General features: G+C 62.2%; 22 protein-coding genes and 1 riboswitch. Of the genes, 4 read left to right on the plus strand and 18 right to left on the minus strand.

The features are described from left to right. Positions 1–84 precede the first annotated feature (84 nt). Positions 85–1,653 (minus strand): amino acid permease, encoded by a 1,569-nt coding sequence (locus B9Y51_RS03940; RefSeq protein WP_085528840.1) that lies wholly within the window; start codon positions 1,651–1,653, stop codon positions 85–87. Positions 1,654–1,959: 306 nt separating this feature from the next. Further along, positions 1,960–2,054, plus strand: a riboswitch (SAM riboswitch). A gap of 4 nt (positions 2,055–2,058) precedes the next feature. On the opposite strand from B9Y51_RS03940, the gene B9Y51_RS03945 reads away from it, so the two are divergent. From B9Y51_RS03945 to B9Y51_RS03955, 3 genes are all read left to right on the plus strand, one after another. Next, on the plus strand, positions 2,059–3,252 hold the full coding sequence (locus B9Y51_RS03945) for a cobalamin-independent methionine synthase II family protein (RefSeq protein ID WP_085528841.1): 1,194 nt from the start codon (positions 2,059–2,061) through the stop codon (positions 3,250–3,252). 42 nt (positions 3,253–3,294) lie between these two features. Then, on the plus strand, positions 3,295–3,807 hold the full coding sequence (locus tag B9Y51_RS03950) for a PTS sugar transporter subunit IIA (protein ID WP_085528842.1): 513 nt from the start codon (positions 3,295–3,297) through the stop codon (positions 3,805–3,807). Between the two features lie 119 nt (positions 3,808–3,926). Then, complete coding sequence (locus B9Y51_RS03955) at positions 3,927–6,002, plus strand: PTS sugar transporter subunit IIABC (protein WP_085528843.1); 2,076 nt, start codon at positions 3,927–3,929, stop codon at positions 6,000–6,002. A gap of 22 nt (positions 6,003–6,024) precedes the next feature. Here B9Y51_RS03955 and purU read toward each other — a convergent pair whose 3' ends face one another. The 14 genes from purU to B9Y51_RS11060 form a co-directional block, all read right to left on the minus strand. Then, positions 6,025–6,897: a formyltetrahydrofolate deformylase gene (gene purU, locus B9Y51_RS03960; RefSeq protein WP_085528844.1), complete on the minus strand. Its 873-nt coding sequence runs from the start codon at positions 6,895–6,897 to the stop codon at positions 6,025–6,027. 111 nt (positions 6,898–7,008) lie between these two features. After that, positions 7,009–8,196, minus strand: a complete 1,188-nt coding sequence (locus tag B9Y51_RS03965) for an acetyl-CoA C-acetyltransferase (RefSeq protein ID WP_048681980.1) — start codon at positions 8,194–8,196, stop codon at positions 7,009–7,011. A gap of 75 nt (positions 8,197–8,271) precedes the next feature. Continuing rightward, entirely contained in the window at positions 8,272–9,240 is a 969-nt protein-coding gene (corA, locus tag B9Y51_RS03970; protein WP_065424309.1) for a magnesium/cobalt transporter CorA, read from the minus strand. Between the two features lie 56 nt (positions 9,241–9,296). Beyond that, positions 9,297–10,583, minus strand: coding sequence for an adenylosuccinate synthase (locus B9Y51_RS03975; RefSeq protein WP_048681986.1), 1,287 nt, complete (start codon positions 10,581–10,583; stop codon positions 9,297–9,299). 187 nt (positions 10,584–10,770) lie between these two features. After that, positions 10,771–11,469 (minus strand): DUF4870 domain-containing protein, encoded by a 699-nt coding sequence (locus tag B9Y51_RS11410; protein ID WP_143467980.1) that lies wholly within the window; start codon positions 11,467–11,469, stop codon positions 10,771–10,773. A gap of 147 nt (positions 11,470–11,616) precedes the next feature. Then, positions 11,617–12,741 (minus strand): polysaccharide pyruvyl transferase family protein, encoded by a 1,125-nt coding sequence (locus B9Y51_RS03985; protein WP_085528845.1) that lies wholly within the window; start codon positions 12,739–12,741, stop codon positions 11,617–11,619. Between the two features lie 55 nt (positions 12,742–12,796). Continuing rightward, entirely contained in the window at positions 12,797–13,888 is a 1,092-nt protein-coding gene (gene ald, locus B9Y51_RS03990) for an alanine dehydrogenase (RefSeq protein ID WP_048681995.1), read from the minus strand. 115 nt (positions 13,889–14,003) lie between these two features. Continuing rightward, positions 14,004–14,423, minus strand: coding sequence for a DUF3151 domain-containing protein (locus B9Y51_RS03995; RefSeq protein ID WP_085528846.1), 420 nt, complete (start codon positions 14,421–14,423; stop codon positions 14,004–14,006). A gap of 176 nt (positions 14,424–14,599) precedes the next feature. Then, a complete protein-coding gene (fbaA, locus tag B9Y51_RS04000) occupies positions 14,600–15,625 on the minus strand; it encodes a class II fructose-bisphosphate aldolase (RefSeq protein WP_048682001.1) in 1,026 nt (341 codons plus the stop codon). Positions 15,626–15,824: 199 nt separating this feature from the next. Next, the gene (locus B9Y51_RS04005; protein ID WP_245826063.1) at positions 15,825–16,433 is read right to left on the minus strand and encodes a TrmH family RNA methyltransferase; all 609 of its coding nucleotides are present in this window, start codon (positions 16,431–16,433) and stop codon (positions 15,825–15,827) included. 101 nt (positions 16,434–16,534) lie between these two features. Then, positions 16,535–17,119: an orotate phosphoribosyltransferase gene (gene pyrE / locus B9Y51_RS04010; protein ID WP_048682007.1), complete on the minus strand. Its 585-nt coding sequence runs from the start codon at positions 17,117–17,119 to the stop codon at positions 16,535–16,537. Between the two features lie 16 nt (positions 17,120–17,135). Continuing rightward, a complete protein-coding gene (locus tag B9Y51_RS04015) occupies positions 17,136–18,803 on the minus strand; it encodes an MFS transporter (protein WP_085528848.1) in 1,668 nt (555 codons plus the stop codon). Next, entirely contained in the window at positions 18,800–19,249 is a 450-nt protein-coding gene (locus B9Y51_RS04020; RefSeq protein ID WP_085528849.1) for a DUF2871 domain-containing protein, read from the minus strand. The genes B9Y51_RS04015 and B9Y51_RS04020 overlap by 4 nt, the downstream gene beginning before the upstream one ends. A 180-nt stretch (positions 19,250–19,429) precedes the next feature. Continuing rightward, positions 19,430–20,932, minus strand: a complete 1,503-nt coding sequence (locus B9Y51_RS11060) for an anthranilate synthase component I family protein (protein ID WP_158088248.1) — start codon at positions 20,930–20,932, stop codon at positions 19,430–19,432. A gap of 82 nt (positions 20,933–21,014) precedes the next feature. Here B9Y51_RS11060 and B9Y51_RS04035 point away from each other — a divergent pair, with 82 nt between their 5' ends. Further along, positions 21,015–22,574: an FMN-binding glutamate synthase family protein gene (locus B9Y51_RS04035; protein WP_085528851.1), complete on the plus strand. Its 1,560-nt coding sequence runs from the start codon at positions 21,015–21,017 to the stop codon at positions 22,572–22,574. 51 nt (positions 22,575–22,625) lie between these two features. Here B9Y51_RS04035 and B9Y51_RS04040 read toward each other — a convergent pair whose 3' ends face one another. The 3 genes from B9Y51_RS04040 to B9Y51_RS04050 form a co-directional block, all read right to left on the minus strand. Next, positions 22,626–23,825 (minus strand): acyl-CoA dehydrogenase family protein, encoded by a 1,200-nt coding sequence (locus tag B9Y51_RS04040; protein ID WP_245826042.1) that lies wholly within the window; start codon positions 23,823–23,825, stop codon positions 22,626–22,628. Positions 23,826–24,081: 256 nt separating this feature from the next. Next, positions 24,082–25,236: an acetyl-CoA C-acetyltransferase gene (locus tag B9Y51_RS04045; RefSeq protein WP_085528852.1), complete on the minus strand. Its 1,155-nt coding sequence runs from the start codon at positions 25,234–25,236 to the stop codon at positions 24,082–24,084. Between the two features lie 49 nt (positions 25,237–25,285). After that, on the minus strand, positions 25,286–26,050 hold the full coding sequence (locus B9Y51_RS04050; protein WP_085528853.1) for an SDR family NAD(P)-dependent oxidoreductase: 765 nt from the start codon (positions 26,048–26,050) through the stop codon (positions 25,286–25,288). Positions 26,051–26,052 lie beyond the last annotated feature (2 nt).

The raw sequence follows: 26,052 nt of genomic DNA on the forward strand, positions 1-26,052 counted from the left end.
GCATGATGAAACGCGAGCACAACGACGACGGCCCCGCCCCTGATACTTCAGGGACGGGACCGTAACCACGAGGTGACGTCGGGATCAGTGATCCTTGGGGTCGTCCTCCTCGTGAATGATGGTGGTGCTGCCACGACCCGTGTGATGACGGTTGTCGCGGTGAGCTGCGGGGCGGTCCGCGACAATCGGGTACATGCCCGTGAATCCTTCACGCTCAGCGGCCAGTTCGCGCACGCGGGTGCGCACCACAAACCACCCAATGATCAAGGCCGGGATGATGATGATCATCGAAGCCAAGGTGTAGGTACCCACCGGATAGTCGAAGCCGATCAGCACGACCACACCAACGAGGAACACCAACGTAATCCAGTTGGTGAACGGTGCCCAGGGCGCCCGATACTCGGGCCGCTTGTACTTGCCCTGTTTGGCCAGCTGCACGAACTTCATGTGCGCCAACGTGATCGCGGCCCAACCGGCGATGATGCCGAGCGAGGCAATATTCAGCACGATTTCAAAGGCCTCGTCCGGGACGAAGTAGTTCAACACCACGCCCAACAGCGCGACACCCGCGGTCAGCAGAATGCCGCCGTAGGGAACGCCGGACTTGGTGAGGTGCTGTGCGAACTTCGGCGCGGAACCCGCCATCGACATCGAGTGAAGAATGCGTCCCGTGGAATATAGACCCGCGTTGAGCGAGGAGAGGGCCGCAGTGATGACGACGAGTTCCATGATCGGGCCAGCGGCGCTGACGTTGATCGAGGAGAAGAACGTCACGAACGGCGACTCATCCGCGCTGAAGGCCGTGTACGGAAGCAAAAGGCAGAGCAGGAAGATCGCGCCCACGTAGAAGACCGCGATACGCAGGATCACGGTGTTGATCGCCTTGGGGATCACCTTTTCCGCGTTCTTGGTTTCGCCCGACGTCGTACCCACCAGCTCGATGGAAGCGTACGCAAACACGACACCCTGCATGATGACCAGTGCCGGCATGATGCCGTTCGGGAAGAGGCCGCCGTTATCGGTGATCAGACCCAGGCCACGAGGCGAACCGGTGGGCGTCCCGAAGATCACGAAGAAGATGGCCAGGACCAGGAAGGTCACCAGCGCGACGACCTTGATCAACGCGAACCAGAATTCCATCTCGCCAAAGACCTTGACCGAAATCAAGTTCATGAGAACCACAATCACGATCACCAGGAGGGCGATCAGCCACTGCGGAATCGCGTCAATGAAGGCGCTGTATTGACCGAACCAGTGCACGTAGATCGCGATCGCGGTGGAGTCCACGATCGCGGTCGTGGCCCAGTTAAGCCAGTACATCCACCCGGAGACGTAGGCCGCCTTCTCGCCGTAGAACTCTCGGGTGTAGGAGACGAAAGAGCCCGAGGAGGGGCGATGCACGACGAGCTCACCCAGAGCTCGAAGAATCAGGTACGCGATGATGCCGCAGAGGGCGTAGTCCAGAAACAGCGAGGGGCCGGCACTCGCGAGACGGCCACCGGCGCCCAAGAACAGGCCCGTACCGATAGCACCGCCGATGGCAATCATTTGGAGCTGACGAGGCCCGAGACTTTGATGGAAGCCCGCCTGCTCTTGTTCGAATGCGGATTCCTCCGGGTCCTTGCTCACCTGTTGTTGAGTCTTATCAGACATAAATTCCCTTTTAAGAGACGAGTCATCGCACGTTTCCGCCCGATACCCGTGCGAGACGGTGGGCATCGGTAGATGCGCGCGACGGCGATGTAGTTTCCCCTGTTTGGGGCGTGGTTCCCCAGTCCTCAGATTGAGCACAGAGCGATTCCCCGTGACCCACATGATCCTGGTGTGTAATCGACACCATAACCCCATTCGTCACAAATCGGTAACACGAAACAGTGGCGCAACAGCGTGTCACAGGCGTGATTTCAGCGCCCTCGATTGGATTCCCTAGTCAACGCCGGGAAAGGTGAATTGGGTACATCACCATCCCGAGCGGCCGAGAGACCTGGCTCTACGACGTCGCAGCAACCGGACCCTTTCCATGGGAGCGGTGCTCACGCCAGGATCGATGGAGGAATCATGTTGAGGAGCACCGATCGCATCCGGACGACCCACGTCGGGTCCCTGCCCCGCACCGACGAGCTGATCCAAGCCAATGCCCGACGTCGCGACGGCAAGATCACCGACGAAGAATTTCGTCGCACCTTGTCCGCCTCGGTGGATGACATCGTGGCCCGTCAGGTCGAGTGGGGCATCGACACCGTCAACGACGGCGAATACGGTCACGCGATGGTCGACGACATCGACTACGGCGCCTGGTGGCACTACTCCTTCGCCCGAACCGGGGGCCTTGAGACCGTCGACGGCGCCTCGTTCCGGGAGATCCTCAGCGAGCCGGGCAACGGCCGGTACAACAGTTTCGCCGTGCGTCGAGACTGGAACCGATTTGCGGACTTCTATCGTTCCATCGACCTCGGCAACGACCCAGACGGTGAATTTCCGATCGCGACCGGACCGCTGACCTACGAAGGCCGGGACGCCGTAGAGACCGACATCGCGAATCTGAAATCCGCCGTCGATCAGAACGGCGCGTCGGAGGCCTTCGTGGCGTCCCTCTCCCCCGGATCAGCCTCCCGCATCGGCAATCGGTACTACGCGACGGACGAAGAGTTCATCTATGCCTGGGCCGATGTGCTTCACGAGGAATATAAGGCCATCACCGACGCCGGTTTCATTCTTCAGCTGGACGACCCGTCGATCGCCGAGGCGTGGGATCAGCTGGTCCCCGAGCCGAGCATCGACGAGTATCTCTCGTTCAATCGCCTCGCAATCGAGGCCGCAAACCATGCCCTGCGCGGCATACCCGAAGATCAGGTGCGCTTTCACCTGTGTTGGGGATCCTGGCACGGTCCCCACAGCACCGACATCGAGATCAAACATCTCATCGAGTCGCTCTTCACCATTAATGCCGGGGCTTACGTCTTCGAAGCCGCCAACGTCCGCCACGCTCACGAGTGGAAGGCGTGGGAAGACGTCGCCCTCCCCGAGGGAAAGATCATTGTGCCCGGAGTCGTGTCCCATTCGACCAATGTGGTCGAGCACCCCGAACTCGTTGCTCAGCGCATCGAGCAGTTCGCTTCCGTGGTGGGGCGGGAGAACGTCGTCGCGGGTACCGACTGCGGTTTGGGCGGACGGCTTCACCCGGATATCGCGGAGGCCAAGATCCGTTCGCTCGTGGAGGGTGCCCGCATCGCGAGCGATCGTCTGTTCTAGAGTGGGACGCGACATTGTGTTGCCTCACAAAGGATAAACGACATGAACACCGTTTCCTCTCACTTCACCGACGGTTCCGCCGAGGTGGGCCATCCGAGCGAGATCCTCAGCCCGGTGTCCGGCGAAGTCATCAGGATTGAGCACGTCGCAGATCCCGTTTTCGCGCAAAAGATGATGGGCGAAGGATTCGGGGTCCAGAATCCGACGAACGGAGACATCGTCGCTCCCGTCAGCGGCACGGTGACCGTGGCAACGAGCAGCAAGCACGCCCTCGGCATCAAAACCGAGGACGGCCTAGAGGTGCTGTTGCACCTGGGCATCGACACCGTGGAACTGCGAGGCGAGCCCTTCAACATCGAGATCGTCAAGGGCGATCGTGTAGAGGCCGGGCAATCCGTGGGCACCATGGACCTCAAGGCCATCGAGGACGCAGGCAAGGACACGACGGCGATCGTCGTCATCACCAACTCCGCGGATCGGCTGAGCTCACTGAACGTACAGGGCGGCGAGATCTCTGCGGGCGCGGTTGCCGCGTCGGCGACCGTTAAGGACTAGCCGAAAAGGGGATCGCCGCCACGCACCCCGTGAGTGCCCACGTCAGGTGCGAAAAGCTACTCTTGTGTGTACCCCACGCCACATCGGCGTGGGGTACGACTCAATGAGGAGCCAGAACCATGAGCGAACTCCCAGAGGAACCCGTCGAGATTCTCGCCCCGATCTCCGGCGAAGTCATCGATATCACCGCCGTCCCCGACCCCGTATTCTCAGGGAAAATGGTGGGTGAAGGCCTTGGCATCAGCGAGCCTCAAGGCTCAGAGATCGTGGCGCCGGTCGGCGGTACCGTCACGATGGTTGCGTCGTCGGGCCACGCGCTCGGCCTCAAGACGTCGTCCGGCCTGGAATTCTTGATCCACCTCGGCATCGACACCGTGGAACTTCACGGGGAACCCTTTGACCTGCGAGTCGCCAAAGGCGACGAGGTGGCGGCGGGCCAGGCACTCGGCACTGTGGATGTCCCCGCAATCCGCGAAGCGGGGAAGGACCCCACGGTAATCCTGGTGATCACCAACTCCGCCAAGAGACTCGGCCACTGGACCGTGGATTGCGGCGAGGCAGAAGCCGGTCAACCCATTGCCGCGGCCACCGCCAAGGTCGCGCAACCGGCCGAGAAATCCGGTAGTACTTCCGGCGCCACGGCGGCGAGCGCTACCGGAAGCGCCGAGGGCACCGCGACCCCACCAGACAACCCGTCGGAGACTCGCCCCGAGGGACTCACCGGCTATGACGCCTTGGCGTGGGACATCATTCATCACGTGGGCGGCGAGGACAATATCCGAAGCGTCACCCACTGCATCACCCGCGTGCGTTTCTACCTTCGAGATGACCAGAAGGCCGACGACGCAACCGTGGCCAACCTGGACGGCGTCATCGACGTCGCCAAGGGTGCCGGTCAATATCAGGTGGTCATCGGGCCTGCCGTGGAGGACGTGTACGCCGCCATCGAGAACCAGTTGGGCGATGCCGCGACCGCCGAAGACGCCTCGGCCGAAGAATCCGCCGCGGAACGCCCCGATACCGCTTGGGGCTGGGTCAAACACGGGTTCAGCTCGCTCATCGGAGTCATCACGGGATCGATGATTCCGATCATCGGATTGCTCGCGGCCGCAGGAATTCTCAAGGGCATCCTGTCGCTGCTCCTGACCTTCGGCGTCACCACGGAGAATTCACAGACCTACGCGCTGATCGACGCGATGTCCGGAGCCGTCTTCTTCTTCCTGCCGATCTTTGTGGGATACACGGCGGCCCGGCGGCTGGGTTCGGACCCCATCATCGTCGCGATCATCGGCGGCGTCCTCACGTACCCAAGCCTGATAGAGATGTCCCAGGGCGAGGGCCGTGGATCCATTGCGGGCATGTCCCTCAATGGGGAATTTTTCGGTCTTCCGTATCACATGGCCGACTACTCCTCGACGATCTTCCCGATCATTGTGGCTGCCTGGTTGGCGTCCGTGGTGGAGCCTTGGCTCAAGAAGGTCATCCCCGTGACCTTGCGGATGATCCTGGTGCCGTTGGTCGAGGTCGTCGTGGTGTCGCTGGCGATCATCCTCGTGTTGGGGCCCATCGTCACGCTGGTGTCCTCGGGCATCGCCCAAGGAATCCAGTTCCTCTACGATCTCTCCCCCGCAATTTCGGGGCTCATCATCGGTGGTCTCTATCAGTGCCTGGTCATTTTCGGCCTGCACTGGGCCGTCATCCCTCTGGTCGCGCAGGATATTTCCACGAGCGGACACTCTCAGCTCAATGCGCTGATTTCCGTGACGATGGTTGCGCAGGGTGGTGCGGTGGCCGCGGTCTTTTTCCGCTCGAAGATCCAGAAGATCAAGCAACTCTCCGGACCGGCCGCAATTTCGGCGTTCTGCGGGATCACCGAGCCGGCGATGTACGGCGTAAACCTCAAGTACGGCCGGGTGTTCATCATGGCTTCGTGCGCTTCGGCCGTCGGCGGCCTGTTGACGGGCCTGTTCCACGTCAACATGTGGGGCTTCACAGGGTCGCTGATCGGTTTCACGTCCTTCGTGAATCCCGCTGGCTTGGACTCGAGCTTCTGGGGCTATCTCCTATCCTCGGCCGTGGCGCTGGTCTTGTCCTTCACGTTGACCTGGTTCTTCGGGTTCCGCGACACCGACGTTGAGAAAGGACGCGAGGTCAAGAAGGTGCGCCTCGGCCGCCGCGATCCCGCGGGCGTCTAGGCACGAAAGGATCGCGAAAGGATCAGAAGACGATCGCGTGATTCCCGTGCCAGAACACGCGGTCCTCGGCATGCGCCTGCACGGCCCGGGATAGCGTCTCGCGCTCGACGTATGCCCCACGCTTTTGGAGGTCTGCCGGGGAAAACGTGTGATCCACTCGGGTGACGTCTTGCTCGATGATGGGGCCGGCGTCGAGCTCCGGGGTGACGTAGTGAGCCGTGGCCCCGATCAGCTTGACGCCGCGTTCCCACGCCATCCGGTACGGGCCTGCGCCGATGAAGGCGGGCAGGAAGGAATGGTGAATGTTGATAATCGGGACCCCGACGGCGCCCAAGAACTCTTCGGACAGAATCTGCATGTAGCGCGCCAGCACCACGAAGTCGGCACGCCCTGAGATGAGCTCCAGAATCTGGGCCTCGGCCTCTGATTTGTCCGCGCCCATGGACGGGACGTGGTGGAAGTCGATACCAAAGTATTCGACTTCTTCGCGGAGGTCGGGGTGGTTGGAAATCACCATGGGGATCTCGACGGGCAATTCGCCGCGCTGCTGGCGCCACAGGAGATCCAATAGGCAATGATCGGACTTCGGAGCGAGCACGACCATGCGCTTGGGCTTGGAACGATCGATGAGGCGCCATTCGAGTCCAACGTGGGCCAGCTGTTCCGCGAGGTCTTCTTCGATGTCGGCCAGAGATTCGGTGAGGTTCTCCCTGTGGAACACGGTCCGCTGGTAGAACACAGGTTCAGCGTCGATGCTGGTGAACTGGTCGCTCTGGAGAATATTGCCACCGTTGCGTGCGATCGCGGATCCGACGGCGGCCACAATGCCTGGGCGATCTGGTCCTTTCACCATCAGGCAGGCTTGGTCCTTCAGGTGCTCGATGCGTCGAGTCATGATGTCTCCATAGTCGGGCACGCTCCCCGCGGATGTGACGAGGGAACGTGGTGAGGCGTCGTCGGGTGTGCCCGCCGCAGGACGACGTCCTGAGCGGCGGGGCTTCGGGCTTCAGCGGAAGAGCAGGAGGGCTTCGCCCTGTCCTCCCCCGCCGCACAGCGAGACGGCGGCTTTGCCTGCGCCACGCCGATGGAGTTCCAGGGCGGCGTGAAGGGCCAACCTCGCGCCGGAAGCCCCGATGGGGTGGCCCAGCGCAATGGCGCCGCCGTGAATGTTGATCTTGTCCTGGTCAACGTCCAGGTCTCGACCCGACTGCAAGGATACCGCCGCGAAGGCTTCATTGATCTCCCAGAAGTCGAGCTCCTCCGCCGACCATCCGGCCTTGTCGAGTGCGGATTGGGTGGCCTGGGAGGGCTGAGAATGCAGGGCGGCGTCGGGTCCGGCGGTTTGACCCGCAGATCCCACCTCGGCCCACACGGTCAGGCCGTGTGCATCGGCGTATTCCTTGGAGGTCAGCACCAGGGCGGCGGCGCCGTCGGAAAGAGGCGAAGAATTTCCTGCGGTGATGGTGCCATCTTGAGCGAAGGCCGGACGCAAACGGCCCAGAACCTCGGCGGTCGAGTCCGGGCGCACCCCTTGGTCTTCCGAGACAACAACCGGCTCGCCCTTGCGCTGTGGAATAGAAACGGGCGCAATCTCGTCGGCAAAGATGCCCTGACGCGCGGCGTCACCAGCGCGTTGATGCGAGGCCGCCGCGATCTCGTCCTGCTCCGCGCGACCGATTCCGCGCGCATGGTTATCCTCTTCGGTCATCTCACCCATCGCGCGACCATCCTGGGCATCCGTCAGGCCATCGCGGGCGACGGCGTCGACCAAGCGCAGGTCACCGTAGGTTTTGCCGCTGCGAACCCCAGGAGCCACGTGGGGAGCGCTCGACATCGATTCCTGGCCACCGGCCACCACCACCTCGGCCTCTCCGAGCCGAATCAGCCGGGCGGCCTCGGTCACGGCGGCTAGCCCCGAAAGGCAGACCTTGTTGAGGCTCATCGCGGGAACATCGCGGGAAATGCCCGCGGCCATGGCGGATTGCTTGGCCGGATTCTGCCCGCACCCGGCCTGAATCACGTGCCCCATATACACCTGGTCCACGTGCTCGGCACCGACTCCCGCGCGTTCCAAAGCGGCCCCGATGGCATGAGCGCCAAGGTCCACCGCGCTGAGGCTCGCGAGCTGACCCATGATCTTTCCTTGCGGGGTACGGGCACCACCCACAATGACGACGTCCTTAAGCTGGCTCACGACTTGCTCCTTCACTGGGGCCGACAGGTCACGCCCTTATCGTACTCGAGCCGATACCGCTGGTATCGGCTTCCTTCACATCCAGTTCTTCTTTTTGAAGATGATGTACAGGACGACCTCGATGCCCACCATGAGTCCCAGGGCAAAGGGATATCCCAGGGGCCACTGCAGCTCCGGCATGTTCTCAAAGTTCATGCCGTAGATTCCAGCGATGATGGTGGGGACCACGAGTATCGCGGCCCAGCTGGAGAGCTTTTTCATCGCGTCATTCTGCCGTTGACCCACGAGCGTGGAATCGACGGTCAGGGCGTTCTGCAGGGCCGAACGCAGGCTATCCAAGTGTTCGAGCGCACGCAGCACGTGGTCTCGAACGTCACGGAAGTGAGGGTGAAGTTGCTGCGGAGTTTCGTACTTCTCGGCGCCCCGCATCAGGAGGTCGAGCATGTAGCTCAGCGGCCGGGTCGCCCTCTGGAATTTCACGACCTCATTGAACAGTTCGTAGATCCGTTGGGAGGTGTTTCCGCCGGCGAAGAGGTCTTGTTCGATCCCGTCGAGGTCCTCTTCCAAGTCCATGAGGATGGGTTCGTATCCGTCCACGACGACGTCGAGCAGGAAATACAGCAACGTTTGGGGATTATGCGGGTCCAGGTGAGGGCGCCGGAAGGCACGCTGCATCTGGCGAACGATGGTTTCGGAAGGACCGCCCTGAGCCAGAGTCACCACAAAGTAGTTTGGCCCAATGAACGCGTGCACTTCGTCGATCGTGAGCTTTTCCGTCTGGTCTGTGTAAGCGATCGGGTGCACGGCGAGGAATAGGGCATCACCGTAGCGTTCCAGTTTGGGGCGTTGGTGTCCGTGGGAGGCATCCTCCAGCGCGAGAGGGTGCAGGCTGAAGGCCTCACCAAGGTGCGTCAGTTCCTCCTCGGTCGCCCCTTCCAGAACCAGGCACACGGAGGCGCCTGGGTTCTGGTGCAGTGCCGAGATCGCGTCTTCCGCAGACTCGTGCGTCGTCACGTGATCGTCGGAGTCGATCAAGGTACTCATCACATAGGCCATGAGGACCAACTATAGAGGTACCGAACGGTACATTGCGCCGCTGACTAGGAGATGAGGTCCCGCACCACAATCGTGTTCTCGCGCCCTGGCCCCACACCGACCGCGGAAATGCGGCATCCCGAGAGCTCCTCCAGCTTTTCCACGTAGAGGCGCGCGTTCTCCGGGAGGTCTTCCAACGATGTCGCCTGGGAAATATCCTCGGTCCACCCGTCGAAGTATTCGTAGATGGGCTTCGCGTGATGGAAATCGGTTTGGGTCATCGGGATTTCGTCGTGGCGCACGCCGTCGACGTCGTAGGCCACGCACACCGGGATCTTCTCGATGCCGGTCAAGACGTCCATCTTGGTCAGGAAGAGGTCGGTAAAGCCGTTGATACGGACGGCTTGGCGCGCGAGGACGGCGTCGTACCAACCGCAACGGCGCGGACGGCCGGTATTGACGCCGAATTCGCCGCCGGTGCGCTGCAGGAACTCGCCCCATTCGTCGAAGAGTTCGGTGGGGAAGGGGCCTGCGCCCACACGGGTGGTGTAGGCCTTCTGAATACCCACGACGCGAGAAATGCGCGTGGGGCCGATGCCCGAACCCACGGAGGCACCGCCGGCCGTGGGGTTGGACGACGTCACAAACGGATAGGTGCCGTGGTCGACGTCGAGGAAGGTTGCCTGACCGCCTTCCAACAGGATGTTATCGCCGCGGTCGAGGGCCTTATTCAGCACCAGCGTCGAGTCGACGATCATCGGCTTGAGGCGCTCAGCGAAGGACATGAAGTACTCGACGATCTCCTCAACCTCGACGTGGTGGCGGTTGTAGACCTTGACCAGCAGTTCGTTCTTCTGGCGGAGGGAGCCCTCGACTTTTTGACGCAGGATGGATTCGTCCATGATGTCCTGCACACGAATTCCGAGGCGGCCGATCTTGTCCATGTAGGCCGGGCCGATGCCACGACCAGTGGTGCCAATGGCCCGCTTCCCGAGGAAACGTTCCGTGACCTTATCCATGGTCTGGTGGAAGGGCGCGACCAAGTGCGCATTCGCGGAAATTCGCAGTTTGGAGGTATCTGCTCCGCGAGCCTCGAGCCCGTCGATTTCTTCGAACAAGGCCTCAGGATTGACGACGACGCCATTGCCGATAATCGGTGTCGCATTGGGGCTCAAAATGCCTGCGGGAAGGAGTTTGAGCTCAAATTTTTCGCCGCCCACCACCACGGTGTGACCAGCGTTGTTGCCACCGTTCGGTTTGACGACGTAGTCGACGCGACCGCCGAGGAGGTCGGTGGCTTTGCCTTTGCCTTCGTCGCCCCACTGGGCGCCAACGATTACGATTGCGGGCATCTGGAAACTTCCACTCCTGTAGACAGGTTTCCGCCGGGTTTCACGGCGGAGGGTGGCGCGTCGAGACTCATCTCTGTGGGCCAGCAACCAGGATACCCGCTAGCGCTGGCCCTGAGCACGTCCCTGGCGATGGGGTCTGACCTGCGCAGGGGCCCGCGCCGCGAGTTCACGACGCGGACCCTACCGATTAGCTCAGGATGGAAATTTTCATGGGATACCGATAGATCTCGCCACGGTTGGCTTTGACCGCGCCCACGATGTGGCAAACGAGGGCGATGATACTCACCACGATCATTACGGGAACCGCAATGATCGCGCCCAAGCCGAAAGTCACCGCGGTTATGACAATTCCGGCAATATTCACGATCCAGATGATGGCGTTGAAGTTGAACGCCTCAGCCGAGCTCGTTCGCACAAATTGGTACCCCGGCTTGTCCTTGTAGATCAGCCAGAAGATCAGCGGGCCCAAGAAGCTCAAGGACCCCAGAGAGATCACCATGGCTAGCACCGTGGAAAGGTGCGAGAACAGTGCCAAGGTACGGGCATCCGATGGAATGGGGTTGCCGTAAGCATCGAAAGATCCGGGGCCGTATGAGGGGCCGGGGCCAGCCGGGCCTGGTCCGTAGGAGGGGCCACCAGGGCCTTGTTGCGCGCCAGGGCCGTGCGAAGGACCTGGGCCATAGGACGGGCCAGGGCCCTGCTGCGGGCCAGGACCGTGCGAAGGACCGGGACCGTGAGTGGGGCCAGGACCGTGGTTCGGGCCGGGCCCCTGATGCGGCTGCTGTCCGTAGGCCGAGTCCGAGCTCTGTTTCGACTCGGGCCGGTAGCCGGATCCGGAACCCTCTTCGGGGTTGGGTGACGGATTCTGAGGGGGCTGATTCGTCAAGAGACGCTCCGTTTCGCGTGAGATGGTTCCGAAAACTTCTCCCTCACAAGGGGTTACCTCAAGGGTACGACGTAACCGCTGGGTGGGTCACACACCGAATGACTGCCCTCACGCCCTCGTCCGCTCTCAGAGTCCGCCGCGACGCAGCTACATATAGTCCCGATAGAGGGCGTCGGCTTCCGCGTTTTTGGCCTCGACGGGTTTCTCCAATCCGTGGGGCACACCCAGCGCATCCAAGGGCCGAACATCGCTGGGGTCTCCGGCGCTGACAAGCCATCCGGTGCCCAAGGCGGCCAGGGAGCTGTGTTTGATGTCGTAGTAACCGGCCTTACCGGGTAGGGCAATCCCGCGGGCACCGTGCAGTGACGCTACGAGGTGATGGTGGAAACGGGTCGTGATCCACACCTGGTGTGGGCCCCATTCGATGCCGTCCCGCCACATCGCGCTAAATGGAACAAAGCGGTGTTCACCGAATGAATCCCGAAGCTTGACGTGGCCGGGATAGTCCTCCCCCGGTAGTGCTTCGACGTAGGTCACGCGTTCCGGCGGAATGTCCCAGGCGCGCAATTGAGCGGTCGTGAATTCCACGAACCGATCCAGGTCACCGGGATTCAACAGGTCCCCCTGAAGGCACACCATGGCTTCCGTTGCGCGAGGCTCGTCCGGAACAGCGGGGGTTTCGGGAACCAAGAAGGCGTCGTCGTACCCGAGTTCACGGCCTAGGTGATCCGCGCTCGGCCGATCACGGACGCTGACGTGATCGAATCCTTGGAAAGTTTCGGGGCCAGGTGGCATGATCCCTTGCCCGGTGGCGAAGAGCCGAGCCCCCGAGACCTCAGCCGCCGCCCGCATCGCTTCCACAATCATGGCGTTTTCGTGCCACATCGCGTTGACGAACCCGCCCCCGAGCAGGTGAAGCGTCGAGGCTTCTCGCATCTCGAGCAACCCCACATCGAAACGAGGCGACCCCAGATTCTGCACCAGATCGGTCACGCTTCGGTCCGACTCATGCAGGGACGAATGCACCGCACGGATCGCGGTATTCGTCACGTGAAGGTTCGGGTGAATGCCCTTCAACAGGGACGAAACCGTCCCCGGTTCACGAACATCCAGCCACACCTCGCGGTGCGGCGCGACTCTCGCAAGGTAGGAAACCCACCGGTGGGCTATGAGTTCATCGCCAAAATTGGGGATTCCTGCCGTGGAGACGAGGTAGATCGCTCCGTCATTCGCGCCGCCGCGAGGCTGCTGGTTGTGGGCTTGCTCGATCATGGCCTGAGATTATTGCAAATTGACAGCAAATACGAGTTTTTAGCGTATTCCCACGTCAGACACGGGCCGGAAGATCCGAGAATGCTTGCGCGACCCCGGGGACCGTGATCTGGCCGGCGTCGGTGTTGAGTCCCTTCTTCAACGGCTCGGAGGATTCCAAGGCAGCGTCCACACCCTGCGCCAGTTGCAAGACGTAGGGCAAGGTGGCGTTGGTTAGGGAGGCGGTGGCGGTACGCGGCACGGCTCCGGGCATGTTGGCAACGCAGTAGTGACGAATCCCGTCGACCTCGAAAATCGGATCGTCGTACGTGGTCGCATGCGATGTTTCGAAGCATCCGCCCTGGTCAATCGCGACGTCTATCAGCAAGGAATCGGGCTTGAGCAACGAGAGGTGTTCGCGGCGCACCAGCTTGGGTGCCGCCGCCCCGGGGATCAAGACCGATCCGATGACGACGTCGGCCGTCGCAAGTTCCCGTTCCACGTTGCGGGGGTTGCTGGCCAGCACCCGCGCGGAATTGCCGAAGTAGTCGGTGAGTTCGCGGACTCGGGGAAGGTAAGCGTCCAGGATGGTGACTTCGGCCCGAAGCCCGACGGCGAGCAACGCGGCCTGCGTACCCACCACGCCGCCGCCCAAAACGAGCACACGAGCGGGTGCCACACCGGGGGCGCCACCCAAGAGGATGCCCGGGCCGCCCTGCGTATGAAGAGTGAACTGCGCCGCCGCTTGTGCAGCCAGACGACCGGCGATCTCGGACATCGGAGCCAAAAGCGGCAAGAATCGCCCATCGCGGACGGTCTCGTAGGCAATGGCCGTGGTCTTGGCCTTCAGCAGTGCTTCCGTCAACGCGCGGTCCGCAGCCAAGTGGAGGTACGTGAAGAGCGTCAAATCCTCACGTAAAAAGGTGTACTCCGATTCGATGGGTTCCTTGACCTTGACCAAAAGCTCCGCACGAGACCAGGCCTCGCCCTGAGTCACCATCTGGGCGCCGGCTTCGACGTATTCTGCATCGCTAAAGCCCGAGCCATCCCCCGCGCCGGATTGCACGAAGACCTCGTGACCGGCCTCAACCGCGGCGTGAACGCCATCGGGGGTCATCCCGACGCGGCGTTCCTCCGGTTTGATCTCAGTGGGCACACCAATACGCATGTTTCGCTGTTCCTTTCAGTGAAAAACCGACCCACAACGCTGTGGGAGGCCACAGCCAATTATCCCGATAATGGGCGAAAGGGACACCCGACGTCCCCGAGTTGTGGGGGGAAAACTACGCGGAGAAGTGAGCCGCCGCCTCGGGATCCGAATCGTTGAGGAAGGTCGAGATGCGTTCAGCCTCATCCTGCTCGCCAATAGCCGACGCCGCGCGCCCGAGCAGGTAGAGCGATTTGAGGAATCCGCGGTTCGGCTCGTGGGAGAACGGAATGGGTCCGTGGCCCTTCCATCCGTGACCACGGAGGGAATCCAGGCCGCGGTGATAACCCACGCGGGCATAGGCATAGCCTTCGATGGTGTATCCCGAGTTCAGCGCGTCTTCGGCCAGAATGGACCAAGCCAACGATGACTTGGGGAAGGCCCGGGCGAGGTCTTCGCCTTCGTCCCCCGCCTCAATACGAGCCTTCAGTTCCGGCTCCTCATCCAGATACGTGGGTTCCGGTCCGTCCAACAAGTTCTTCCCTGCCAGGCTCATATTGGGCTCCTTTCATCGGTGATGGTGACTGCCTCCAGCCTACCCGCGGCGTCGGCGAAGAACCGAGGCCACCGGCCCTCCGCCCACCGCATGTGTATATCCCGGAGAAATACGAAGGCGCGGGTGCACCTGTGGATGCACCCGCGCCGTGAATGAGGTCGATCGCCCTCGTGTGACTACTTGATCGCGGTACCCGCGGATCCGAGGTTCTCGCACGCCTGAACGACGCGAGCGGCCATACCGTCTTCGGCCTTGGCGCCCCAGGTCCGGGGGTCGTAGAGCTTCTTGTTGCCGACCTCGCCGTCGATCTTCAAAACGCCCTCGTAGTTGCCGAGCATATGGCCGGCTACTGGGCGGGTGAAGGCGTACTGGGTGTCGGTGTCCACGTTCATCTTGATGACACCGAAGGACACCGCGTCCTTGATTTCCTGAGCGGACGAACCGGAACCGCCGTGGAAGACGAGATCGAAGGGGCGTTCCTTGCCCAGCTTCTCGCCCACCTCACGCTGGATCTGATCCAACAGCTCCGGGCGGAGCTTGACGTTACCCGGCTTGTACACGCCGTGGACGTTACCGAAGGTCAACGCGGTGATGTAGCGCCCCTTCTCACCGTTCTCACCAAGGGCTTCGATGGTCTTGAGCGCGTCTTCGGTGGTCGTGTAGAGGGTGTCGTTGATTTCGCCGACTACGCCGTCTTCCTCACCACCCACGGCACCGATCTCGACCTCCAGAACGATGTGGGCCTTGCCGGTACGCTCAATCAGGTCCGCGCCGATGCGGAGGTTTTCCTCGAGCTCGATCGCGGAACCGTCCCACATGTGGGAGTTGAAGATGGGGTCCTCGCCGCGAGCCACGGCGTCTTCGGATTCCTTGAGGAGCGGCAGGACGAAGCCGTCCAGCTTGTCCTTGGGGCAGTGGTCGGTATGCAGAGCGATGTTGACGTCGTACTGCTTGGCAACCTCACGGGCGAAAGCGGCAAACGCCAACGATCCGACAACCATGTCCTTCTTGCTGGAGCCGGACCAGTAAGCAGCGCCACCCGTCGACACCTGAATAATTCCGTCGGACCCTGCCTCGGCAAAACCGCGGATCGCCGCGTTGAGCGTCTGAGAGGAGGTCACGTTGATCGCCGGGTAGGCGAAGCCTTTAGTCTTCGCCTTGTCGAGCATTTCTGCATATGCGTCCGGTGTTGCGATGGGCATACTGACTCCTTTATGACAGAAGGGCGAGCCGATGATTGTCACGACCCGTGGATACCGGAGTACCTGGCGTCCAGGGCCTCCGCAAACCTAGTTTCAGTCTAACAAGGCGTATCCCCCACCGACCGGGCAATTTACGCGGCCGCGCGCCGAGCAAGGGTTCGTGACCGGACGTGGTGCCGCCTCACCGCAGAAAAGCTCCCTAACCGGCCTGCTGGTGGAAAACGTGCCGGCGAATCCAGGCGTGCATAGCGACCGCAGCGGCGGCCGATGCGTTGATCGACCGCGTGGAACCGAATTGTTGAATCGAGAGGGTGTCCCGCGCGGCGTTCTTCATGTCCTCGCTAATTCCCGGGCCTTCTTGCCCGAAAACCAGGATGCAATTTTCGGGCAGATCATAGGTTTCGAGTTGCCGAGAATCGGGGAAATTATCGATGCCGATCACCACCAACCCTTGCTCGCGAGCCCACTCAATGAACGACTCCACCGTCGTGTGGTGCCTCACGTGCTGATAACGGTCCGTGACCATGGCCCCGCGTCGATTCCATCGCTTGCGCCCAATAATGTGCACTTCACGGGCCAAAAATGCGTTAGCCGTTCGAACCACCGAGCCGATATTCAAATCGTGTTGCCAATTTTCGATGGCCACGTGAAAGCCGTGCCGTTTGGTGTCGAGGTCGGCGATGATGGCGTCCATCGACCAATAGCGGTATTCATCGGTCACATTGCGCCGATCGCCCTCGCGCAACAGCTCAGGGTCCCAGTGGTCGCCGTCTGGCCACGGACCTTCCCACGGACCGACGCCGATCACGTGTTCGGCCGCGGGGCCGTCGCTGGCCGGCGTCGGGACCTCTTCCGCACGACCGTTGACCTCGGTGGGATCGGCGGCGTTTTCCTGCCCTGATTCCACCGCTAGTCCAGGCCGAGTTCCGACTTCGAGAAGGCGTAGAGGCAGGGCACTCCCGCCGTCTCCTCGATGCGCTCCTTCGCGCCGGTGGCTCGGTCCACAATGATGGCCACGGCCACCACGTTGGCGCCGGCGGCTCGCAATGCCTCGACGGCCGTCAGGGCAGACCCACCCGTGGTGGAAGTGTCTTCAAGCACCACGACGTCGCGCCCTGTCACGTCGGGCCCCTCGACCTGGCGCCCCATTCCGTAGGATTTCTGCGCTTTGCGCACCACGAACGTGTCCACGGCACGGTTGACGTCACCCGCGCTGCGCATGATCGCGTGACCGACGGGATCGGCACCCATCGTGAGGCCACCGGCGGCGTCGAAAACGATGTTGTTACGGTCCAGAAGATCCAGCATGACCTGCCCGACGAGCCGCGACGCCTCATGGTGAAGAGTCACGCGGCGCAGATCGACGTAGTAATCCGCCTCGAGCCCGGAGGCGAGAGTGACCTTCCCACGCACAACGGCAAGGTCGATGATGAGTTCGCGGAGCCTGTCGCGGGCGGCCTCGATGGGCAATGTGGTGGTCAGTTCGGAAGTCATGCGGCCATTCTACGGGTCATGCCGTCTCCTGGCTTTTGCTCTTCGACCGAGCCGAGGCGCGCCGCAATTGCAGCGACCCCACGAACCCGAGGACGAGGAAGACCACGGCCACCAGAAGCGCCCACCGGGTCGCGTCCGCGAATCCGGAGCTCAGCGCATCGACCACCGACGCGGAATTCGCGCCCACGCTCCCGGAAGCAGCCTGGTCGCGAAGCTGCGGGATAAGCCCTCCAGCCGACTGACGCGTGGCTTCCGCAAGCTGATCCGATTGCCCCTGACTCAGGCCTGTCCCGTTCAACGACGACGGCAACGTAAGGCTCAGAGATACCGAAAGCGCCGCTCCAGCGAAGGCCGTTCCGAGAGCGGACCCGATTTGCCGCACCGTGGATTGCGTGGCCGAGGCCTGACCCGATACGTCGACGGGAATGTCTCGCAACACGGTGCCGGTCAGCTGTGCCGAAGCCAGGCCGAGGCCGAGGCCGTAAACCACCAACGGAATCGCGACCAGCCAACCCGGCGTCGAGGGGCCGACCAGGAAGGCAAGAACGACCGTTCCGACGACCTCCAATCCGAGCCCGATCAACACGGTGCCTTCCGCACCGAACCGTGCCGCCAGGTGGCGTGCCGAGGCACCCGAGAAAAACGCTCCAAGCGCCATAGCGGCAAGGATCAGCCCCGCCCCCATGAGGTTCAACCCCAGGGCGTTGGTGAGGTACAGCGGGAGCACAAAGATGATCGCGAATTCGCCCACAGCGACCATCGCGGCCGTGAGATTGCCCCAGGAGAACGTCGAAAACGTAAAGAGGTCGAGGTTGAGCAAGGCGGAGCGCTGGACCTTTTCGCGATGCCGTTCCCACAGTGCGAACAGGATGATCGCGGCAATGCCGATGAACAATGCCACGGGGACAACCGAGATCGCCGCCGTCTTGGGCCAAACCGCACCATAAATGGAGAAATCCTCGGACGGAGTCCACCACCCCAGGTTCGGGCCTTCAATGACCGAGAAGACCAACGCCCCAAACCCGATGGCGCTGAGCAAGGCGCCGTCGACGTCGGCTCCCTTGCGATGTTCCGTGCTCCGAGTATTCGGAACGGTCACCACCGCAGCAATGATGATGAGAAGGCCCAACGGAATATTGATCAAAAAGATCCAATGCCACGAAGCCCACTGCGTCAATGCACCGCCGGCGAGCGGGCCAATCGCTGCAGCACCGGACATGACCGCGCCCCACACGCCGAAGGCAGGTGCGCGATAAGGGCCGCGAAACACGGCGTTCACGGTGGAAAGGGTGGATGGCATGATGAACGCCGCCCCCACCGCCTGAACTGCGCGAGCGCCGATCAGCGGGCCAGCAGAACCGGCCAAGGCCGCGAACAGGCTGCCGCCGATGAAGATCAGGAGCCCCAGAATAAACATCAGTTTGCGGCCCCAACGGTCCGCGAGCTTGCCGGTTGACAACAACAAGCCCGCAAGGAGGACAGCGTAGAGGCTGTTGACCCATTGCGCGTCCGTGAGGTCCAGGTTCACGTCGGCAATGATCGCGGGCAAGGCCACCCCGACGATCGTGCCGTCCAGGACGATCACGCCCAAACCGATCGCGAGAACGGCTAGGGCAACCCAATCCTTGGTGGACGGCCGAGGCGTGGTGCCGCTCGCGGACGATGAAGCCGCAACCGAGGTCATGCTGAAGCCTCCACACCCTTCACGGAATCGTGCTGGTCGCGAACCACGGCCCGACGCAGGGCGATGAACAGGACGATCATTCCGGCGGTAATCAGCATGTGACCGATCCCAGCAATACCCGCGATCATCGCATTGGACTCTTCACCCAGGACCGTGAGCATTCCGTGCCACACCATGGTCCCGGAGGTGACGACGACGCCCGCGTTATACAACCAGAAGAACCAAGAGAACAGCTTGGGGCTACGAGAGATCCCGAAGACCTTTTCCAATGCCAGCACCACGAGGAGCACGATGAATCCGAGCGTGAGGAGGTGCGTATGTACGACACTCAGCTGGGTGAATCCACCCTCCGGGAAGTCATTGGCCTTCGTGAATTCTCGGTAGAAAAGTCCGGAGAGGACTCCCACCACCATGTAGATAAATGCGGCGTTGACGAGCTTTTTCATGATGCACCTTCGAACGTGAATTGGTGAATAGCTGCCACAAAACATCGTTCTGTGACCTAAGTTGTTTCAATTTCACCAAATCCTCGCGCGCGCGTCATGGCAGGAACGGTTGAATTGTGATCAACCTTTTGGTTGATGTCGGTGAGAGACCACGCGGCCAGAAGACCCCGAGGCGACAGCTCAACCGCGCTCGAGCTGGGCAATTCTCCGGAGGGGCGCTTCCAATTTGGTCAACATTTCCTCGTACTCGGCCGCTGGGTCGGAATCGGCCACCACTGCGCCGCCTGCACTCACGCTGATTTCGGTAGATTTCCCGTCGGCGCCCGGCGTCAACACGGCGGTGCGAATCACTATCGACACATCGGAACGACGCCGCCCCAGAACCCCCAAGGCCCCCGAATAGACTCCACGCGCTCGTCTCTCAAGCCGCTGAATAATCTCGAGGGTTCGTGGCTTGGGAGCCCCCGTCATGGATCCCCCGGGAAACGCGGCCCGGAGCATGTCGATCACGGTTCGGCCCTCGGCCAGACGCCCGCGAACCGTGGAAACGAGCTGGTGCACCGTCGAATAGCTTTCAATGCCCATGAGGACCGGTACGTGAACTGACGCGGGATCGCAGACCATCGAGAAATCGTTGCGCATGAGGTCCACAATCATGAGGTTTTCGGCGCGAGACTTGGGGTCGTGCGCCAGCCATTCTGCCGCCCGCGCGTCCTCCGCGGGGTCCGGGCACCGCCGCACCGTCCCCTTAATAGGCTTCGCTTCACACCACCCCTGGTCGTTCACGGAGAGGAACCGCTCCGGGCTCGATGAAAGGATCGCGACGTCGTCACACCATAGAAAGGCCGCGTGAGGTGCCGGGTTGCCGCGGCGTTGGCCCCGGTAAACACCAAGAACTTCGGGAAAGCCCCACGGCATGTCGATAATTCCCCGAGATTCCGCGGTCAGGCACACCTCGTAGGAATTTCCCTGGCGTATCTCCTCGAGCGATTCCTCGACCGCTCGGAGATAGTTTCCACGGTCCGGCAGAGGCAACTTGGGGATCGCGACGTCGGCCGGTGGTTCCCAGACTTCGGCGGCCCGATGCACCCGATCTATCCAGTCGCAGTCCCCCACAACCCACGATTGACCCGAGTGGTGGTCCACCATGACCAAGCGTTCCGAACGCATCCACACGGCGTCCGGGGTGTCCGCGGTGTAGGGGGCGGCGCCTTCGAGGTCTTCCGCGACTTCGTATCCCAGATAACCAAACCAGGCGCCGACGACGTCGCGCACCTCCTCCGGGAAAGATTCCGAGGATTTCAGGCGGGGTGATTGGTCCGGTGCAGCCAGACGCCGGTCAAGCACGTCGAGAATCGTCCCGGTGTACGTTTCACGGTGCGAACCGTCCATGCCGAGAACTTCGACCCGAGGCGTGCGCCGCCCCGCGTCGTCGTAGCGAAGCACCTCGGTGGGCAACCCAAAAACGCTCCACCGTGACGGTGCCCCACCGGCGATCCCGGCAGAGGCGGAATCCAGCCACATCGCATAACGGCACCTGACGTGCTCCGCACGCTCCGTCTCACGAACCAGATACGCCAATGCCGCCCCGGCGTCGTCCACAAAATGTGGTGAATTAACCCTAGTGACTCGGAGGAAACCTTCCCCCACAGGGCTACCATGAGGAAGACCGTGCTCGTGCATGGATGATATTTTTCCACGCCGTTGCCCTCGGCGTTTGGACCAACCTCGGCCCCATTCGTGGATCGCCTGCAAGGAGTTGAATATGTCTCGGTCAGCCAAACGGATCGCCGCATCACTCGGCATTTCAGGGGCAGCCGGACTGCTCGGGGTCGCGACTCACGACATCCTTCAAAAGAAGCACACGATTCTGCGCAATTTCCCGGTGTTGGGCCACGCCCGGTACCTCATGGAATTCATCCGTCCGGAAATCCAGCAGTACTTCATCGAAAACAACTACGACGGCCGTCCCTTCGACCGAGATACTCGCACGATGATCTACGAACGGGCCAAGGGCCTCGGAGGGGAGCAAGCCTTCGGCACCGAGCGCAAGGTCCTCCGCCCTGGCCACGACTTCTTGCTGCACACCATGGCTCCCGTGGAACCGCTCGCGGAAGCCCCGCGGCAACGTTTGGGCGGGCCGGATTGCACTCAGCCGTACGAGATTTCCCTGTTCAACATTTCCTCGATGAGCTTCGGGGCTCTTTCGGCCAATGCCGTGATGGCCATGAATAAAGGCGCCGCGATGGGCGGGTTTTCGCAGGAAACCGGCGAAGGCGGACTGACCAAGTACCACTTGAAATATGGTGCGGACGTCGTCTGGGAATTTGGCTCCGGATATTTCGGCTGCCGCACCAAAGAAGGCCGCTTCAACGACGAGGTCTTTGCCGAGAAGGCCGCAAAGCCTGAAATCAAAGCCATCCTCATCAAGCTCAGCCAGGGCGCTAAGCCGGGCCTCGGCGGAGTGCTCCCCGGAGAGAAGGTCACCCCGGAGATTGCCGAGGCTCGCGGGGTGCCGGAGGGAGAAACCTGCGTCAGCCCCGCGGCTCATCCCGAATTCTCGACGCCGCGCGAGCTCGTGGAATTCATCGCCCGCGTGCGCAAGGCGGCCCAGGGCAAACCGGTCGGCATCAAATTTTGCGTCGGTTCCCGCATCGAGGTTCTGGCCCTGTGCAAGGCGATGCTCGAAACCGGCATCACGCCGGACTGGATCACCGTAGACGGCTCAGAGGGCGGGACCGGTGCCGCGCCGGTCGAGTTTGAGGACGCCGTCGGGATGCCCCTCACGGAAGGCCTGATCACGGTCCATAACGCCCTGATGGGGGTCGGATTGCGGGATCGTGTGGCCGTGGGCGTTGCGGGCAAGGTGGTGGGCGGCGCAGACATCGTGCGTCGCATGGCCTTGGGAGCCGACTTCACCAACAGTGCGCGCGGCATGATGATGGCCACGGGATGCATTCAGGCCCAGAAATGCAATACGAATTCTTGCCCCTCGGGTGTGGCCACACAGAATCCGCGACTCGCTCGCGGGATCGACGTCGAGAATAAAGGCGAGCGCGTCAAGAACTTCCACGTGGGCACCATGAATTCGGCCATGAGAATTCTCGCCTCGATGGGCCTGCAATCGTTCAAGGACCTGGGTCCGGAACACGTGATGCACCGGATCGACTCCACGAGTTCGGCGTCATACCGGAAGATGTACACCTGGTTGACCACGAATTCCCTCTTGGACGGCACCGCCTCCGAGGACTGGATGGAGCCGTGGAACCGCGCCGACCCGGAAACCTTCATGGTCAGCAAGCACCAGCACACGCGCGTGGGTTGACCGCTCACGAGGACGCGGCCGAGGATCCCCGCCCGCGTCCATCCGCATCAATTAGGCGAAAGCGGACTGCCCCGTGATGTCCCGTCCCACGATGAGCCGCTGAATATTCTCGGTGCCCTCGTAGGTGTGCACGCCCTCGATGTCGAACATGTGCCGGATCACGTGGTTCTCGAGAAGCACGCCATTGCCGCCCAGGAGGTCCCGAGCGGTCGAGAGCACCTCCCGCGCCTTCGTCGTGTTGTGCACCTTGAACAGGCTTGCTTGCTGATCGCGGAGCTTGCCCGCTTCCTGAAGTTCGGCGATGCGCACGCACATGAGCTGCATATCAGTGATCTCGGAGAGCATCCGGACGAGCCGCTCCTGCACCATCTGGAATTTGGCGAGGGGCTTGCCGAATTGGATGCGCTGTTTGCTGTACTCCAACGCCGCTTCGTAACCGGCGACGGCGTGGCCCAAGGCAGACCACGCCACGCCGACCCGCGTCTGCACCAAGACCTGGGAGACGTCCTTGAACGTTTTTGCGCCCGGCAGCAGGTTCGCCTCGGGCACGCGGACGTCGTTCAGGCTGATGCGTGCCTGGTGGATTGCGCGCAAGGTGCCTTTGCCCTCGATGATCTCGGCATCGTATCCGGCCGAATCTTGATCCACGATGAATCCGCGGACGTTGTTTTCTTCGTCCCGTGCCCAGACGACGGTGATGCCACCGGATGCGCCGTTGCCAATCCACTTCTTTTCGCCCGTCAGGATGTATTCCGACCCGCTCTTGACGGCGCGGGTTTCCAGGGACACCGAATCGGAACCATGCGTGGGTTCGGTCAGGGCGAAGGAGCCGAGAAGGCTGGCGTCGGCGAGAGGGCCCTCGTACTTGGATTTTTGCTCGTCCGAGCCGAACAGGGCGATCGAACGCAGCGCGAGCCCGCCCTGGACGGCGACGGCGGTGGCCATGGACCCGTCCCATCGGGACAATTCCATGGTCACCAACCCTGCGCCGAGTGCCGAGAGTTTCCAGTGCCCGGGAATGTCCAGGCCGTCCGTCATGAGGTCGAGTTCTCCGATCCGACGGACCAGGTCCAGCGGGTACTCCGAACGATCCCAATAGCCGTTGATGAGCGGAAGAATCTCGCGACCGTACTGGCGGGACTGGTTCCAGGCTTCGCGATCCTCATCGCTGAGGTCTGCGAACACACCGAGGTAGTCGGCGTCGACGGGGTCGGTGAGGTCGTACGAGGGCTCGGGGTTCACGGGGCTCACGGTCTCTCCTTTGAGTTGGTGCACGTGACGTTGGTTTCCCACGGCTCAAGGGCCGCAGATCCTGGGCAGGCCACGCGGCATCGCCCAGGATGGTAATCCGAATCACAGTCTAATGCCCGATACCCTCGGTATGGGACAAAAATACCCGGCGTGACCAGCCCATTCGCTCCTGGCCACGCTCAGCCGACGCCCAACGCCTCTTCCCGCTCCGCCCGAACGCCGGGGGTCAGACTGAGGCGCTTCAGAGTGTTCGGCATCAGGCGTCTAGTCTCTCGAGGATGGTCACATTGGCCTGACCTCCACCCTCACACATGGTTTGCAGGCCAAAACGTCCGTCAGTTTGCTCCAAGGTATGGAGCAGGGTGGTCATGAGTCGTGCGCCGGTGGCGCCGATGGGGTGACCCAGTGCGATGGCACCACCCCGACGATTCACCGTCGCCATATCCGGTTTCAGCTCACGTTCCCACGCGAGAACCACCCCAGCGAAGGCTTCGTTGATTTCGACGGCATCCATATCGTCGAGGGACATCCCAGTTTTCTCTAGGGCGCGTCGCGTCGCCCGGATGGGAGCGGTGAGCATCTGGACGGGGTCGTCTCCGCGGGCGGACAGATGATGGATTCGGGCACGGGGCGTCAGGCTGTACTTGTCGACGGCGCGCTCCGAGGCTAGGACCAGCACGGCGGCGCCGTCGGATATCTGTGATGCCGATGCCGCGGTGTGCACCCCACCCGGACGGATCGGCTCGAGTTCCGCCATCTTGCGGCGATTCGGTTCACGGGGGCCTTCGTCGCGAGAAACATCGCCCACAGGGACGATCTCGTCATCAAAATCGCCGGCTTCCTGGGCCGCACGTGCGCGACGATGGGATTCGAGGGCGAAGGCTTCGGCGTCGTTCCGGGTGATGCCCCAGCGTTCGGCCATGAGCTCGACGCCGCGGAACTGCGAGATCTCCTGCCTCCCGTATCGCTGTTCCCACGCGCGCGCCCCAGCGAACGGATGAGGAAAACCGAGCTCTTGAGTGGCCGTGTTGGCCCAGCCGAGGGGAATCGAGCTCATGGATTGCACGCCGCCGGCCATCACCACATCGCTGGTTCCCGACATCACCGCTTGGGCCGCATAATGAATCGCCTGCTGGCCCGAACCGCACTGCCGGTCGATGGTCGTTCCCGGGACCGCCTCGGAGCCTCCGGCGGCGAGCCATGCCGTGCGGGCGATGTCGAAGGCTTGCGGTCCAACTTGGTCGATGCATCCAAGAATGATCTCGTCGTATTCCTCGGACTCGATCCCGAGCCTGTTCAGCGCGGCACCGATGGGCACCGCGGCAAGGTCCACGGGATGGACCCCAGAAAGACCACCTTGACGGCGACCGACCGGGGTGCGAAGCGCTTCGACGATGTACGCCTCGGACATGGTTCCTCCTGAAATAGGCTCGCCTCTGGGCGAGCGGTGCGTGGTGAACTTAGCGCGGTGACATGCGGATCGCGCCATCCATGCGGGTGACCTGGCCGTTGAGGTAGTCGTGGCGAATGATGTCCAGGGCCAACTCGGCGTATTCATCGGGCGTGGCCAAACGGTGCGGGAAAGGAACGGATTGTTCCAGAGTCGTGCGGAATTCGGGGTCGATACCGGCCATCATGGGCGTATCGACAATTCCGGGCGCGATGGTGTTGACGCGAATCCCATGGCTCGCAAGGTCACGGGCAGCCGGAAGCGTCAGCCCGACGACGCCTCCCTTCGAACTCGCGTACGCCGCCTGACCAACCTGCCCCTCGAACGCAGCCACGGAAGCAGTATTGATGATGACGCCGCGCTGGCCATCCTCATCCACCGGCTCAGTTGCGGCGATGGCCTCGGCGGCAAGAGCCAAGACCTGGAATGTGCCAATGAGGTTGACGGTGATCACTGCGGTGTATTTGGCGAAGTCGTGGACCCCACCCTTGCCGAGAATTCTCCCGGGAGTGCCAATACCGGCGCAGTTGATCGCGACGCGCAGCGGGCCGGTTCCACCGTTGACAGCTTGATCGACTCCGGCTTTAACGGATTCTGGGTCGGTGACGTCCACGGGGAGGTAGGTGATCCCCTCCTGCGCTGCGGCGTCGTCGATGGCACGCTGGAGGTCGAATACGTAGACGTGGGCACCTTGTTCAACCAGGCGCAGGGCCGTCGCACGGCCTAGGCCAGAGGCGCCCCCGGTCACAATGGCTGATATTCCGTGAAGTTCCATGG

This window comes from Kocuria massiliensis (assembly GCF_900169715.1).
GTDB lineage: Bacteria > Actinomycetota > Actinomycetes > Actinomycetales > Micrococcaceae > Rothia > Rothia massiliensis.